Here is a 13,697-nt window from a genome sequence, read left to right on the forward strand (position 1 = left end):
AGGTTTATTCATGCCTATTCGAATCGTTCTATGTGATGACCACCAAATTATTCGCGAAGGCCTCCGTTCACTCCTTGAAAAACAACCGGATATGGCCGTAGTTGGCGAGGCACTCAACGGTCTTGGCGCCATTAAGTTGGTTGCCGACAAAAAACCGGATATCGTCGTTCTGGATATTGCCATGCCCGAAATGAACGGCATCGCGGCGGCACGACGGATCTTTACAGATCACCCCAAAGTGAAAATCCTCGCTCTTTCCATGCACTCTGACCACCATTTCGTGACGGAAATGCTGGAGGCTGGCGCCTCGGGCTATATGCTGAAAGACAGCGCATTTGGTGAGCTCACCATCGCCATTCGCACCATTATATCAGGCGGATTGTTCATCAGCCCGAATATCGCCGGAAATGTGCTTGAAGAATTCGCCCGCCGCGCCAATCCCGGACGCCAGTCACAACGACGTATCTCCCAGTTAAGTCACCGCGAAAAGGAAATCCTTCAATTGATCTCCGAGGGCCACAGTACCAAGGAAATAGCGACGAAAATCAACGTCAGCGTTAAGACGGTCGAGACACATCGTCAGCATATTATGCAAAAAGTGGGCGTCCATAATGTAGCCGCTTTGACGAAATATGCCGTTCGCGAAGGACTCACAAGCCTTGAATGAGTGACCACTCGCTCTATGCACACCTTATATGCCCAAGATGTAGTGCATGCCCGATTTGCGATGACTGTGCGCGAGTGGGGGTTATTAAGCGGGGAAGTCATTCCACATAAATCAGCGTCCAAGACTTTTTTATGAACCAAAATGAGGGCCACTGGCTGGGGTTGATGAAGTCTGCACTTGAGTTCCAGTTGCTTAATGACGCGATGGAAGTGAGTAATTCCGAAACTTTTCCCGTTCTGATTCCGGAGTAATAGCCATTATCCCAATTACCGGCATGCACTGCCGTATGCGCGCTCACGGACAACCCCGGCGGAATATAACTCGTATTCCCCCCACCACTGACATTATCCCAACCTTTGTTGGCAAAATTCAACCCGAACAATACGACGGCATTCGTGGCATCCCCTATCCAGGGTGACACTCCTGCCGCATTCGACACAATCGTTCCTGTATAGGCGAAAATCTGGTCGCCCTCCGCGCTGAAGACCATCGCACCACCGGATAAGCTCCCCACGCTCCAACACTTCTGAGTTCCTGCAATCCAGGAAACAACAGACCCGGCTGAAAGTGAATTCGTGCTTATCCAACTCAGGGGACCGGGCCCCACCCGACGTCCAAGATGATCCCCCCACCGAAACCAACCATTACTGACCGATGAGTTCGTAAAATGTATTGGGGTGTTTGGCGGTATGTCACACAATGACACCCAGGCGAAGGAATCCGGCGTATCGGTATTGTAGGCAATAACCGCCACATCACCAGCCCGCAACTGCGCCAAAGCGGGCTGGCTTATTTCCATAACCAAACTTAAAAAAAGAAGGATAAATTTCAATTAATCACCATTTAGCTTTAATTAGCTAAATAGTTATGACTAACTTAAAATATAAGTCAATTTCAAAATCATGAGTTTTGACAGAATTAACTGAATGCTCAGAATGGTAAGAGAAGAATCTGCCTTTATCCCTGAACAATTTTGTATATTTTGTTCATTCTGTCGAAAATTCCACGTATTGGCGCGGAATTTAGATGCGTCTGCCCTGACCGACATACAGAGATTTCGCAGGGTGTGGTACGCCTCACCGGCGAGGCGGTGGGCGACGGCCAAAACGGCCCTGCTGGCGGCCTTGTGGGCGGGAGGGTGGCCGGGAATATGATGCACCGGAGTGCCCGCCTATGCCCGGGGGCAGCACGAGCAGGGCAGGTTCAGGATTTTCATAATCCAGCGCCTTACCAATATATTTTTCAATTTCAGGCATTGAAAACGCTTCATTCTCACACGCAAACGTATAGGCTTTGCCCGCCTTGCCGGCACGCCCGGTACGGCCGATTCGATGAACATAATCTTCCGCATCAAACGGAATATCATAATTTATCACATGCGAAATATCATCCACATGGAGGCCGCGCCCAGCCACATCCGTGGCTACCAGTACCCGGATGATGCCTGCCCGGAAATCTTCCAGAACCTTGATCCGCTTCTTCTGGGGAACAGCGCCGGAAAGCATATCAGCCTTGATACCACATCTTGCCATATAGCCCAGAACTCGTTCCGTCTCATCGCGCCGATTACAAAACATCAAGACTCGTTCAGGCTTATCACGCTGGAGCAGGTTATAAAAAAGTGCAAATTTCTTGTCCGAGGGCACGGTAAACACGATCTGCTGGATGTTATCCACCGTCACCTTTTCGGGCTCGATTTCGACCTTGACAGACTCATTCGTCCACCGGGCTGCCAAACGCAGAATATCCTCTGTAAGCGTGGCACTAAACAGCAGGGTTTGCCGGTTCTCCTTGGGTGGCGTTGAGTAAACAATCGTGCGGACATCGGGAATGAATCCCATGTCCAGCATCCGATCGGCCTCATCAATCACCAGCACCTCTACATACCGCAAATCGAGCAGGCCGCCGCGTCGAAAATCCAACAGGCGGCCCGGCGTCGCCACCATGATATCGGGACTGATCTCCATAAGTTGTCGCTGCTGCTTGTCGTAATCCATTCCGCCATAGATACCGAGGATTTTGAGCCCGCAATACTTGCCGATGTCCCGGGCATCCTTTTCAATCTGAATGACAAGCTCACGGGTGGGCGCCAGAATCAACGCTCGAGGAGCGCCCCGTTTGGTGGGGTGCTTCCGGGGGGCCCGCAGGAAATGGGTAAAAATGGCGATCAAGAAGGCGGCCGTCTTGCCTGTGCCCGTCTGGGCTTTGCCCGTAACATCGCGTCCCGCCAACGAAGACGGGATAGACATCGCTTGAACCGCTGTACAATACTTAAAGCCCAGATCATCCACAGCGTGCATGATTTCAGCGGGCAAATCCAAATCATGAAACCGGGTCTTCCCCTCGACGGACGGGATATCATAATCTGCAACTGCCCATTTTCGGGCCGGAGCAACAACGGGAGCCGCATGACGAACCGGAGCCGGCTTCGTCTGTACAGGCGCTGATTTTGGAACTGTATGCGAAGGGACGGCCGGAGCTGTGACACCAGCCGCCTTCTTAATTACCCCTGAATTATCAGGTTTTCGACCCAAACGCGTGATGTGATGCTTTATTTTCTGAATTATACGACGTACCATGGAAATGAATACTACGCCTTTATATACACCAATACAAGCTTGGCCTTTACCGGATCATGATCAAAAGCATCTTAAACCGCTCGACAGCACGTACTGAATGCGGCACATTCGCGGGCATGATGAAAAGCTGACCCGCTTTAACGAGATGCGGCACCCCTCCCACAGTCAATTCTGCCATACCGTCTAAAATCTGAACTGTCGCATCAAACGGCGCCGTATGCTCACTTAAGCCCTGCCCTTTATCAAAGGCGAAAAGGGTCAGAGTTCCTGTTTTCTTATCCAATATTGTTTTGCTGACCACCGCCCCAGCCGCATAGTCTACCCCGGTCGCTAACTCAATCGCCTTACCTTTATACTCGTTCAAATCACTCATATTGCCTCCTTATATTACGAAACCTCCCGCTCCTCGATGGTAATCGCACCTTCAGGGCAGTGCCCCAAACAGGCCCCCAATCCATCACAACTTAAATCACTGACCAGGCGAGCCTTCCCATCAAGGATTTGAATGGCGCCCTCCGGACAATTAGGAATACATAACCCACAGCCCGTACACTTATCCGCGTCGATCTTTATGATGTTTCGTTTCATTGGCTTCACCCTCTCCTTATTTCTAATAACAGGTTACTCTTATTGGAAAGAATAACATTGATCCAAATCAAGAAACGAGATTAGACCCAAATCTTCGGATTGGATGCCCTGCCCACGCGGCTCACACAAGGTTCGCCCTCCAGCAGAATGATCTTTATCTTAAGGCCCTTTGATCTTGCGTCAACCATCCGGGTCATATAGAAGGATTGTCATGAAGGGCTACATTCAAATATACACCGGTGATGGCAAATGCAAAACGACTGCAGCACTGGGCCTCATCATGCGTGCGACAGGCGCGGGACTCCGGGTCTACTTCGGCCAATTCATCAAAGGCCGTGACTACAGTGAAATCAAAATCCTGAAAGCCCGCTTCCCGGACGTAACGGTGATTCAATTTGGTCATGGCCATTTCATCCGAGGGAAGCCAACCCAAGGCGAGATGAGTGCGGCGGCGCACGGATTAGAAAATCTGACACAGGCCATGCACAGCGGCCTCTACGACATCGTCATCGGAGATGAAGCCTGTACAGCCATGGCGGCTGGACTCTTTTCGGAACACGAGCTGCTCACCCTATGCGACAGTAAGCCAAAGTCTGTTGAATTGATTTTAACCGGGCGAAACGCCGGACAGGTCCTGCAAGCACGGGCCGATCTAGTTACTGAAATGAAATGTATCAAGCACTATTACAACGCAGGTGTAAAAGGTCGCCCCGGCATTGAATCTTAGCATGAAAGGCACACCATGAGCGAATGCAACACCATCAAACTCAAATTCAGCGATGGCAAAATACTGGAATGCCCCCCGCGAACAGCCCTGAAAGATATCTTGTTATCCCCTACCGCCCCCAATGGGCTCCCCTATATTGCCGCTTTGTTAAATAATGATACCACCTCGCTCAGCTATCCCGTCGAGATGGACAGCGACATTAAGCTCCTGACGATGACTGATTCTCAGGGGTGGCATGTGTATCACCGCTCATTAGCCTTTCTTCTCGCCAAGGCCGTAAAGACACTTTATCCCGCCGCGGGATTTTCGGTTGATTATGCTGTCGGAGATGGCCTTTTCTGCGACTTCGAGCCCAAAGCAGGTGAACGGGGAGGGTTCATAACGCGCGACCAGGTTGACGCCATCCGGGAACACGTCAAAATGCTGATCAGCCAGAAGATCCCGATTGAGCGGAAAAAGATTTCGTTTGAAGATGTATCGCGCCGCCTGACCGAAGCGCACCAAACGGATAAGCTTAACCTGCTCCGTTTCAGGAATCCGCCCCGGGTCGTCATTCATGAATGCGATGGATTCTATGACCTGGCACAAGGGGTACTGGCGCCTGACACGGGGGCTTTGCACCTATTCGAACTGCTCCACTATCCACCCGGCTTTATCCTCCAACTCCCTGAACCGGGGAATGGCACCCAAATCGCCCCCTTCCGGGAATTACCCCATCTCTCAAGTATTTTTCGAGAACGTAAAAACTGGGTTCGGACCATGGGGGTTGGCACGGTCGGGCGACTGAATGAAATTATTGTCAATGGCGACATCAGTGATTTCATCAAAGTATGTGAAGCCCTTCATGAGAAAAATGTGGCACGCATCGCCGATGAAATCTTTCGACGCCGGGACACGGTACGCCTGATTGTGGTGGCGGGCCCCTCATCTTCAGGTAAAACGACTTTTGCAAAACGGTTGGCGGTCCAATTGCGGGTTAACAGTTTCCGGGTTTTCACCATCTCATTGGACAACTATTTCCACGAGCACGCCAAAACTCCACTCGATGAATTTGGCAACCCTGATTTTGAACATGTCAACGCACTCGACCTTGAACTCTTCAATCGTCACATGGGCCAAATCGCCAAGGGCGAGGAAATTGAGCTGCCGGAATTCAACTTCGTCACAAAATTGCGGGAATTTAACGGCAAGAAAATCAAGCTGGAGAAGGATGACCTCCTCATTATTGAAGGAATCCATGGTCTTAATCCCCTTCTGACAGAAATGGTTCCTGAACCTGCCAAATTTAGAATATACGTCAGCGCGCTCACGCAACTCAGCCTGGACGCCAATAACAGAATCTCAACCACCGATAATCGCTTAATCCGACGCATGGTGAGGGATCATAAATACCGCTCGCATTCCGCGCTCAAAACGCTCCGAATGTGGAATTCGGTCCGAAGCGGGGAAAAGAAATGGATATTTCCCTTTCAGGAAAACGCCGATGCCACGTTCAATTCAGCGCTCGATTATGAACTGGCCGTCCTTAAACCCATTGCAGAACCCCTGCTGATGGAGGTCAAACCCTTTGATCCCGAATATGCAGAAGCTCGCCGCTTAACCGCTTTCCTCATCAATTTTATCGGCATTTCGGACCGGGAAGTCCCCCAGACCTCCATGCTAAGAGAATACATCGGGCGCAGTAGTTTTAAGTATTAACTAGTTTATTGTTGATTTAAAACCCGGCATCCGGCAAAACAGGCTGCATGTCAACACACAGCATGTCTTACTTCCCGGGAAGCTGCCGGTACCAGGCGTTGCTTCTCCCTTTCTCATCCCATGTCCGGGACAACGTCCGCACCTCCTCATTTCCCTGGTCAGAGCGGCATCTGCGCTGCGTCTGGACTGATGATGCCATCCGCCCGCCTGTATTGACCAGCATGGACGGACGTATCGTTACGGTCATAAATCCCGGACGCTGGAATCTCGAGGCGGGACCTGATTTCCTGGATGCCATCCTGAAAGCCGGACCCGATGAATGTATCCTTCGGGGCGACATCGAACTGCATATCCGCCCCATGGATTGGCGCCAGCACAAACATGCTTCAGACCCGCGTTATCGCAATGTCATTGCGCATATCACCTATTTCGAGGGCCTGCTTGCTCCTTCTGACATGCCCATCTCTGTGCTGCAGATTCCCATGAGGGCCGCCCTTCATTTACTCCCGGCATTCTCGTTTGATGGTCTTGATTTATTAGCCTATCCCTTCGCCGCGATTGCCCCGCTTCCTCCCTGCGCGGAAATCATTAAAACATGGTCTCCCGAACAACGAGGGGCACTGCTCGACTCTGCCGGCGAAGAGCGCTTGCGTCTTAAAACTGAGCGGATGGCAAAAAGCATCTCGGAAAAAGGCAAGAACCAGGCCCTCTACGAAGAGTTTATGGGGGCGCTGGGATATAAGCATAACCGTCTGGGGTTTCTGAAACTCGCCCAGCTGATTCCCCTTGAGCGGTTGCGACAGGATGCGTCCACCTCAGTTCTGCATGCCTATGCCCTGTTGCTTGGCGTGGGAGGCCTTCTCCCCCGCAAATCGAATCCCCTGTGGGATCATGAGACTCGCGCATTCATCAGAAGTCTGTGGGATATCTGGTGGAAACACCAGGCCGAGTGGAATGATCAGGTGATGACCCATACGGACTGGACGCTCGCGAATTTAAGGCCGGCCAATAACCCTTTACGCCGCCTCATGGCCGCCGCGTCCCTCTTTACCCATGTTCCCTGCAAGGTGAGCTCGCTTTCCATCAATAACGGGAATAGTGATGCCTTATTCCGTTCCTGGCGAACCTGCCTTCAAGCAGAAGGCGCGAACAGCTACTGGGCCTGGCGAGGGAGTTTCGCCCGACCACGCTATGCGCGACCCGAGACCTTGATCGGCCCGGGTCGGGCCGCGACAATTCTTAATAACGTTTTAATCCCGTGGTGGGCGGCAACCAATACAATCCCAGTCGGATCGTCACTGCTCACAATGCTCCCGCAGGAGGATCTTAACCGGTTCGCAAAACATACCGCTCATGCCCTCTTTGGCCATGACCACACGCCCGCCCTTTACAATTCCGGCCTTCGTCAACAAGGCTTACTGCAGATCTTCCATGACTTCTGCCTGAGCAGTAAAAACGGATGCGCAGGATGCCAGCTGCCAGCCGCGCTTAATCTACACCCGAGCTGATTCACCAGAATTGATATGAGGCTGTGGCCAGGACGTATAAACCCAGCAGCAGATTAGTTGTCACATGGGCCGCAGCAGCGGCCATAATGTCCCCTTTACGGCAATATAAAAGTCCATACGCCAGCCCGGCAACCAAACCGACCAACCAGCGGCTATGCTCAAATCCAAAGGCGAGGGACGCGATCAAAAACAGACCCCGCCCGACAGTCCCGGGTTTCACAGAGAGGAAATTCAGGTTGACCAACCACCGCATAAAGAAGCCGCGCCAAAAGTACTCCTCAATCACAGCAATCACTAAAGCCGATCCCCCCAAACGCATCAACGCATAGGCCCAACCGCATTGCTCTGGCGCGAACAACTGCCCGTTCCCCGAATCACTCCCCCGGATGAAATATCGGACATAAGATTCATGTATGCGGGGAAATTGCTGTATCCAGCCCGATTCAGGCAAAATCCAGACGATCGCCACCCCGGCACCCACAAGGACACTGAGAGGCAACAACCGGATATTCATGGCCGGGTAATATTGCCAAGGCTTCAACACCAGCAGCGCCACAAGGCTTACCACAGTTTGGAGTGTATACCGGAAAGCAATATTACTCAGCGGCAGGCTCATGATTCCGATCCAAAGAATAAACGGAATAATATGACGGGCCATCGCCCATCGTGCATCCGTGTTATTTTCACTCATGCTCATGGGCCCCTTTACTATCCACGGCTCATCGGGACGATTCGCCCTACCTGATGACAAGCCTCAAGTACCTGCTTCACGCCAACCGCCTGCATACAGGCAATGGTCCGGCAATACTTATGATAGCCAAATATAAAACAGGGAGAACAGGCCATCTCTTTTCTGACTACCGCAACGGTATCGGACTCCCGACACCACTTTTTGGCATCACTGGGACCAAACATCACGACCTCCGGCACATCATAGGCAGCCGCCAAGTGAGCAATTCCTGAATCACCCCCCACAAATAAATCCGCCCCGGACAAGAGCTTTGCAGTTTGAACAATCGATAATCGGCCTGCCAGCACCTTGACCCGGTCTCCTAAGCCACATCGCTCAGCCAATTCGGACGCCATAGCACAATCACCGCACCCTCCCGCCAAACCGATGCTATTCTCCTCATTGCGGCAGAGCCCTTGCAACAATTCAATAAAATTGGCGAAGGCCCAGGTCTTATAACGGATCGATGCACCGACATGAACAAGCATCAATCGTTTATGCTCTTTCTGCACCTTACCCAGCCATGAAGCCACATCCTCCGGCAGAGTGACATCAGGAATAGCAAGGCAACCGGATACTTCAGCGGGACCGCAAACGCCAAACGGCCCCAATAATTTCATAAACTCATCCGCCTCATACCCTTCAAGATTATAGGTGATGAGATGCGTGTAAATCGGGTTACGCCCGGGATTGATTTTGTAGCCTATCCGGATGGAGGCCCGACTTAACAGGGCCATCACCGCCGAGAAATAGTGAAACTGCTCGGAATCTATGACGACATCATACCCCCCGGCCCACAAGCGCCGGAGAAGGCGCAAGGGATGGGCATCATAGGTGAAAACATTCATGGGGAAGGTCGACAGCTTGAGGATGTCCTCATTTCGCCTTTCGCAAATAAGGTCAATCAAAGCTCCCGGATATTTCTCATGGATTTTTTTCAACATGGGCTGTAACAGCACCATATCGCCCAAGCCTCCCGGCCGAATAACAAGAATGCGTTTGATGTCTTCCGTTCGGAATGCGCTGAAAGCAGCTTCCCGATGCAGCAGAAATAATAGGCGGCCCCCTGCCCAACACAGGAACAAGCCTATCGTGGCATCCATGATTTTCAACAGACGTACACTCATATCAATGCAGGCAACTCAACTTTTTCCTATTCACCCAAAACCAACCTGCAAGAATGAAGCAGGCAACCGAAGTAATCCCATATCCTACGACATCGCTCCCCGTGGAGCCATAATAGAGTTCCACATCCGGCTGATCAGGAAACACACACATAAAGCCCGGTGAGATACAATACACCTGCTTCGCCCCACGAACCTTCCAATTTGGAAACCAGGTCACTTTAATAATGTGAGGGAGCCCCAAGGCGGTCGTCCGGAAATGAATACGGTCGTCCGTGACCGATTCTTCGCTGATACACTTTGTTCCCGCCATGGTTAACGGCAGTCCCTCCGCCATCATTCCGGGCACATTGGTTTGTCGCATGTCCGCAAGAGCCTTTAACACCTGGGGCGCACTCAGCACCACAAGTTCATGCCTGTCCACGCTTACCCCGGGCGTCTTCCAAAGCAAAAATTGATCCAGCGCCTGAGGCGTGTAAAGCCATTCCAGTGAACACTCCTTCCACCGGTCGGTTTCAACTACATAGGGAAGGCGGGGAGGGATAAATACATAACGCCCCTCATGGGTCATCAACTCGAAAAGCGACCACTCCTCCTCGCGCGCAATAAAACGCCACTCCTTCATACCCTGTAACGCATCCCTTGCAACAGCACTGCGGGCAATGAAATGTTTTACATTGAACAATTCCAAATGTCGCGTGGCCCGGGCAAAATCAAATGTGGTGGGGATCACGATGGGCGGGAATCCCGCACATGACGGCGACGTTTCTCCCTGTACATAATACGAATACATGGAACCTAACGCCGAATTAACCAATCCGCCCTCCAGGATGGGTTTCCCGATGAGATGCGGAACGAGTTCAAAAATCCGGCTCGAACCCAACTGATTATTTTCCTCGCAAAGATCATTTGCCAATCGTCCCGGCGAACCCTTGAGATAGGACATCAGCTTATCAAACACCGCCGCAGATGGTTTGGACTCCAAGCCTGCATAATTCCACCGGGCCCAGGATTGGGTCAGGCCCGGCCCCCACAGGCCCCCCACCGACTCGCTCATCATGACACCACACAGAACGGCAGGCACGAGAAGGCCTGCAAACACCCACCCGCCTCTTGCCCGCTCAAGTAAGACACCGACCCCCACAGCACCAAGTGCCATCATGGCAAAGAATATAAAGGGCCACAGGCGTACATTAACAAACACCGGAGAAACCCCGTATCCCCCTTCAAACAAAGTCACGCTCACCACGCACATCCAAACCAGCATCCACACTCCAGTCAGCGAACGCTTGAACCCTGCCACAATCGCAACTCCGGCAAAGACCGCCACTCCCGCGATGTACTCCGGGAAAGATCTGATCAACGACAACGTCCAGTTGCCCCCGAAATCCATACTATCAGCCGATTTTGCAATGAGCGGGACCAGCCACCACCCCATCAGCATCAACGCTAATCCCGCCTCTACGCCCAGCACCCAAAAGGCTCGGAAGAGACGCGCATGATTCAACAGGTTTCCAGGTTTCCCCAACGGGAAACAGGCGAAGAAGGGCACAATCGCCAAAGTCATGAACATGATGACTGAGGTGAAGAAGTGAGAGGCCAGTACCAATACAAATAACAGAATCGTCCGACCGCGCACAACGCCATCCTGAATATCGCGCGTACCCAGAGCCAATGCCGGCAACATCAAGGCAAAACTCCAGCTATTGGCAATCATCCCCGCCAGAGTACTGGAAGTGTTGACCCCCCACATTGTGTGCGACTGCACAAATAGAAACGGCACCATGGCCAAAGCCATCAGGACCGGACAGAGACCAGGCAATCGCCACACTCTGGCCGCCCAATAGGCGCAAAGGGGCGTAAGCACCATCCCCGCCACACTCACGACCTTAAAGGCGATATTCAGCGGAACAAGCAAACTCATTAGAGCGGCCACCGCGTAGGGAAGGGCAAAATAATACTGAAACATCGGAAACCCACACCACCACCCCCCAGCCCAGGAAATGATCCGCCCCTGATGGAGCAGTTGCTCCTTCAGGTGACTGACCAGATAAAGATGGGCAGGTGTGTCCCCCCCCACCGGAGTTGTATTCCGGATCAAATCAGCAGGGGAAAGATTCCCAATGATAAACAGGCTGATAACAACGAGAATCACCGTTTCAAGCAAAGGAATAGACTTTGTAATGAGACTCCCCCGCCCCTCACGCCGCCTGTACTGGAGGATAACGAGCCCAGCAAACACAAGGATCGAAAGTCCTCCCCAAAACTTATACGACTGCCCTATCCACTTCACCTCCCCCAGCGTCACCTCACCAGATACCGTGGCACATTGTACCGAGCCATTCACGGTGCGCTCCACAATCGCAAAAATGGAATAAGTCGCCCCCGGTACCGCAGAGTGATTCGTCAGGTCAAAGGATTCGATCCGACTTATGTCGGGCTCCATGATCACCTTTCGGGCCTCACCATCAGCGGAAAACTCATCAGGCAAAATGAGTCTTACCGTCACCTCACAGGGATCATCTTGAAGTAAAAGCAACTGAATGAAAAGTTTTCCGGTTCGCTCTATCGATGCAGGGGACAGGTTGGCCGATACCCATACATCCTGATTCGTGCGACTTACTGGTAAAGGGGCGAGGGCCAATGAAGAAAAAGCATTTCCGTTAGCGTGGGCATAACGGATCCGAATAACAGCAGGCCGCTCGTCCGGCTGTAGTGGCAGCCCCGGAAATTCAAGCTTTTCGTCGAATATTTCGCCCGGGCGGAGAAACGTGCCGGGATAACTCCTTGCTTCTATTCCCTGCATCCGGGCATCCAACGAGACCACTCGAAACGGTTCATCACCAAGATTCGTGATTTGAACAACCGCAACAGGTACCCCGTTGGTGTATTCCAGGTAAGCTTCAGGATGAAGCCTGACGGCTCCCGCCGAAACGATAAGCGGCAGCATTATGATCCAGCCGGCCAGTAACATCTGCCAAGCTTTGACCATAGATTCTGCCGCTCCCGTCCGGGGATACTTAATTGATCAGGCGAACCGTTCGGTTACCTTTTTCGATCCACCCGATTATCACCGGTTTGGAACCGGTTTTCCGGAGAATGGCGATGGATTTCTCAACATCCTGCTTTTTCACCACAACCACCATGCCAATACCCATGTTAAAGACACGGTACATTTCCTCACGATCAACTTTACCTACCCGCTGGATAAATTTATAGACTTCAGGAACTTCCCAGGAAGTACGATCAAACACAGCATTCACGTCGGCGGGCAAAACGCGGGGAACATTATCCGGGAATCCGCCCCCGGTAATATGGGCCATTCCGCGAACTTTAATGGATTTCATCAACGTGGTCACCGGCTTCAAATAGCTCCGATGAACGGCCAGCAACACATCAGCAACGGTTCTATGGGTGCCCGGCAAAATATCCGTGAGTTTCAACTTTGCCTGTTCAAGTATTACCCGCCGTGCCAAAGAATACCCGTTGGTATGCAAACCCGACGAAGGCAGCCCTATCATGACATCGCCGGGACGGATGGCTTTACCCGTCACCACCTTCCGTCGATCTACAACACCCACGATGGTCCCCACAAGATCATATTCTTTAGGTGGATACAATCCGGGCATTTCCGCGGTTTCGCCACCCAGCAACGCACATCCATTCTCCCGGCAAGCCTTGCAAAGCCCGCTCACGACCTGCTCAAATATCCAGCCCTCGAATTTCGAGATCCCCACATAGTCCATGAAAAATAACGGCACGGCTCCCTGTACCAGAATATCATTCACGCAATGATTCACGATATCCTGCCCGATGGTGTCATGCTTGCCAGCCAGGGCGGCCACCTTGAGCTTGGTTCCCACCCCATCCGTACTGGCCACCAAAATCTTGTCTTTTCCAGGAGAAGCAAAAAAACCACCGAAAGATCCGATCTCATTCAACACTCCGGAAGTCCGGGTGGATTTCACCATCTTTTTGATAGAGGCGATCCCCGCCATTTTCTGATCGATATCCACACCCGCCGCCGCATAGGCAGACATGGCTTTTTTCGTCTTCAACTTTTTCGTGCTCATGAT

General features: G+C 52.0%; 11 protein-coding genes and 1 pseudogene. 4 read left to right on the forward strand and 8 right to left on the reverse strand.

From position 1 onward, the window contains the following. The first annotated feature begins 10 nt into the window (after positions 1-10). On the forward strand, positions 11-667 hold the full coding sequence (locus WCI03_03105) for a response regulator transcription factor (GenBank protein MEI8138837.1): 657 nt from the start codon (positions 11-13) through the stop codon (positions 665-667). 97 nt (positions 668-764) lie between these two features. Here WCI03_03105 and WCI03_03110 read toward each other — a convergent pair whose 3' ends face one another. The 4 genes and pseudogenes from WCI03_03110 to WCI03_03125 form a co-directional block, all read right to left on the reverse strand. Further along, on the reverse strand, positions 765-1,466 hold the full coding sequence (locus WCI03_03110) for a hypothetical protein (GenBank protein MEI8138838.1): 702 nt from the start codon (positions 1,464-1,466) through the stop codon (positions 765-767). Between the two features lie 277 nt (positions 1,467-1,743). Further along, positions 1,744-3,246: a DEAD/DEAH box helicase gene (locus WCI03_03115; protein MEI8138839.1), complete on the reverse strand. Its 1,503-nt coding sequence runs from the start codon at positions 3,244-3,246 to the stop codon at positions 1,744-1,746. 46 nt (positions 3,247-3,292) lie between these two features. Further along, positions 3,293-3,619 carry a cupin domain-containing protein gene (locus WCI03_03120; protein MEI8138840.1) on the reverse strand — a complete coding sequence of 109 codons (327 nt, stop codon included), beginning with the start codon at positions 3,617-3,619 and terminating at the stop codon, positions 3,293-3,295. A 23-nt stretch (positions 3,620-3,642) separates the two neighbouring features. After that, positions 3,643-3,861: pseudogene (locus tag WCI03_03125) on the reverse strand (4Fe-4S binding protein). A gap of 184 nt (positions 3,862-4,045) precedes the next feature. On the opposite strand from WCI03_03125, the gene WCI03_03130 reads away from it, so the two are divergent. The 3 genes from WCI03_03130 to WCI03_03140 are packed head-to-tail and all read left to right on the forward strand — an operon-like array spanning position 4,046 to position 7,767. Continuing rightward, positions 4,046-4,561 carry a cob(I)yrinic acid a,c-diamide adenosyltransferase gene (locus WCI03_03130; GenBank protein MEI8138841.1) on the forward strand — a complete coding sequence of 172 codons (516 nt, stop codon included), beginning with the start codon at positions 4,046-4,048 and terminating at the stop codon, positions 4,559-4,561. A 15-nt stretch (positions 4,562-4,576) separates the two neighbouring features. After that, positions 4,577-6,259: a nucleoside kinase gene (locus tag WCI03_03135; GenBank protein ID MEI8138842.1), complete on the forward strand. Its 1,683-nt coding sequence runs from the start codon at positions 4,577-4,579 to the stop codon at positions 6,257-6,259. 47 nt (positions 6,260-6,306) lie between these two features. After that, positions 6,307-7,767, forward strand: a complete 1,461-nt coding sequence (locus WCI03_03140; protein ID MEI8138843.1) for a DUF2851 family protein — start codon at positions 6,307-6,309, stop codon at positions 7,765-7,767. A gap of 1 nt (position 7,768) precedes the next feature. Here the strand turns inward: WCI03_03140 and WCI03_03145 are convergent, their stop codons facing one another. Genes WCI03_03145 through purM form a run of 4 tightly spaced genes read right to left on the reverse strand, consistent with a single transcriptional unit; the run spans position 7,769 to position 13,694 of the window. After that, positions 7,769-8,458, reverse strand: a complete 690-nt coding sequence (locus WCI03_03145; GenBank protein MEI8138844.1) for a CAAX prenyl protease-related protein — start codon at positions 8,456-8,458, stop codon at positions 7,769-7,771. A 17-nt stretch (positions 8,459-8,475) separates the two neighbouring features. Then, a complete protein-coding gene (locus WCI03_03150; GenBank protein ID MEI8138845.1) occupies positions 8,476-9,624 on the reverse strand; it encodes a glycosyltransferase family 9 protein in 1,149 nt (382 codons plus the stop codon). Between the two features lies 1 nt (position 9,625). Then, entirely contained in the window at positions 9,626-12,613 is a 2,988-nt protein-coding gene (locus WCI03_03155) for a hypothetical protein (GenBank protein ID MEI8138846.1), read from the reverse strand. Positions 12,614-12,641: 28 nt separating this feature from the next. Continuing rightward, a complete protein-coding gene (purM, locus tag WCI03_03160; protein ID MEI8138847.1) occupies positions 12,642-13,694 on the reverse strand; it encodes a phosphoribosylformylglycinamidine cyclo-ligase in 1,053 nt (350 codons plus the stop codon). Between the last annotated feature and the right edge of the window lie 3 nt (positions 13,695-13,697).

It is taken from the genome of bacterium, assembly GCA_037143175.1.
GTDB lineage: Bacteria > Verrucomicrobiota > Kiritimatiellia > CAIKKV01 > CAITUY01 > JAABPW01.

Bases quoted from the DNA above. Each gene is read 5' to 3' on its own strand.
- WCI03_03155 (MEI8138846.1), bottom strand. From the start codon at position 12,613: ATGGTCAAAGCTTGGCAGATGTTACTGGCCGGCTGGATCATAATGCTG.
- WCI03_03120 (MEI8138840.1), bottom strand. From the start codon at position 3,619: ATGAGTGATTTGAACGAGTATAAAGGTAAGGCGATTGAGTTAGCGACC.
- WCI03_03145 (MEI8138844.1), bottom strand. From the start codon at position 8,458: ATGAGTGAAAATAACACGGATGCACGATGGGCGATGGCCCGTCATATT.
- WCI03_03110 (MEI8138838.1), bottom strand. From the start codon at position 1,466: ATGGAAATAAGCCAGCCCGCTTTGGCGCAGTTGCGGGCTGGTGATGTG.
- purM (MEI8138847.1), bottom strand. From the start codon at position 13,694: ATGAGCACGAAAAAGTTGAAGACGAAAAAAGCCATGTCTGCCTATGCG.
- WCI03_03105 (MEI8138837.1), top strand. From the start codon at position 11: ATGCCTATTCGAATCGTTCTATGTGATGACCACCAAATTATTCGCGAA.
- WCI03_03150 (MEI8138845.1), bottom strand. From the start codon at position 9,624: ATGAGTGTACGTCTGTTGAAAATCATGGATGCCACGATAGGCTTGTTC.
- WCI03_03140 (MEI8138843.1), top strand. From the start codon at position 6,307: ATGTCAACACACAGCATGTCTTACTTCCCGGGAAGCTGCCGGTACCAG.
- WCI03_03130 (MEI8138841.1), top strand. From the start codon at position 4,046: ATGAAGGGCTACATTCAAATATACACCGGTGATGGCAAATGCAAAACG.
- WCI03_03135 (MEI8138842.1), top strand. From the start codon at position 4,577: ATGAGCGAATGCAACACCATCAAACTCAAATTCAGCGATGGCAAAATA.
- WCI03_03115 (MEI8138839.1), bottom strand. From the start codon at position 3,246: ATGGTACGTCGTATAATTCAGAAAATAAAGCATCACATCACGCGTTTG.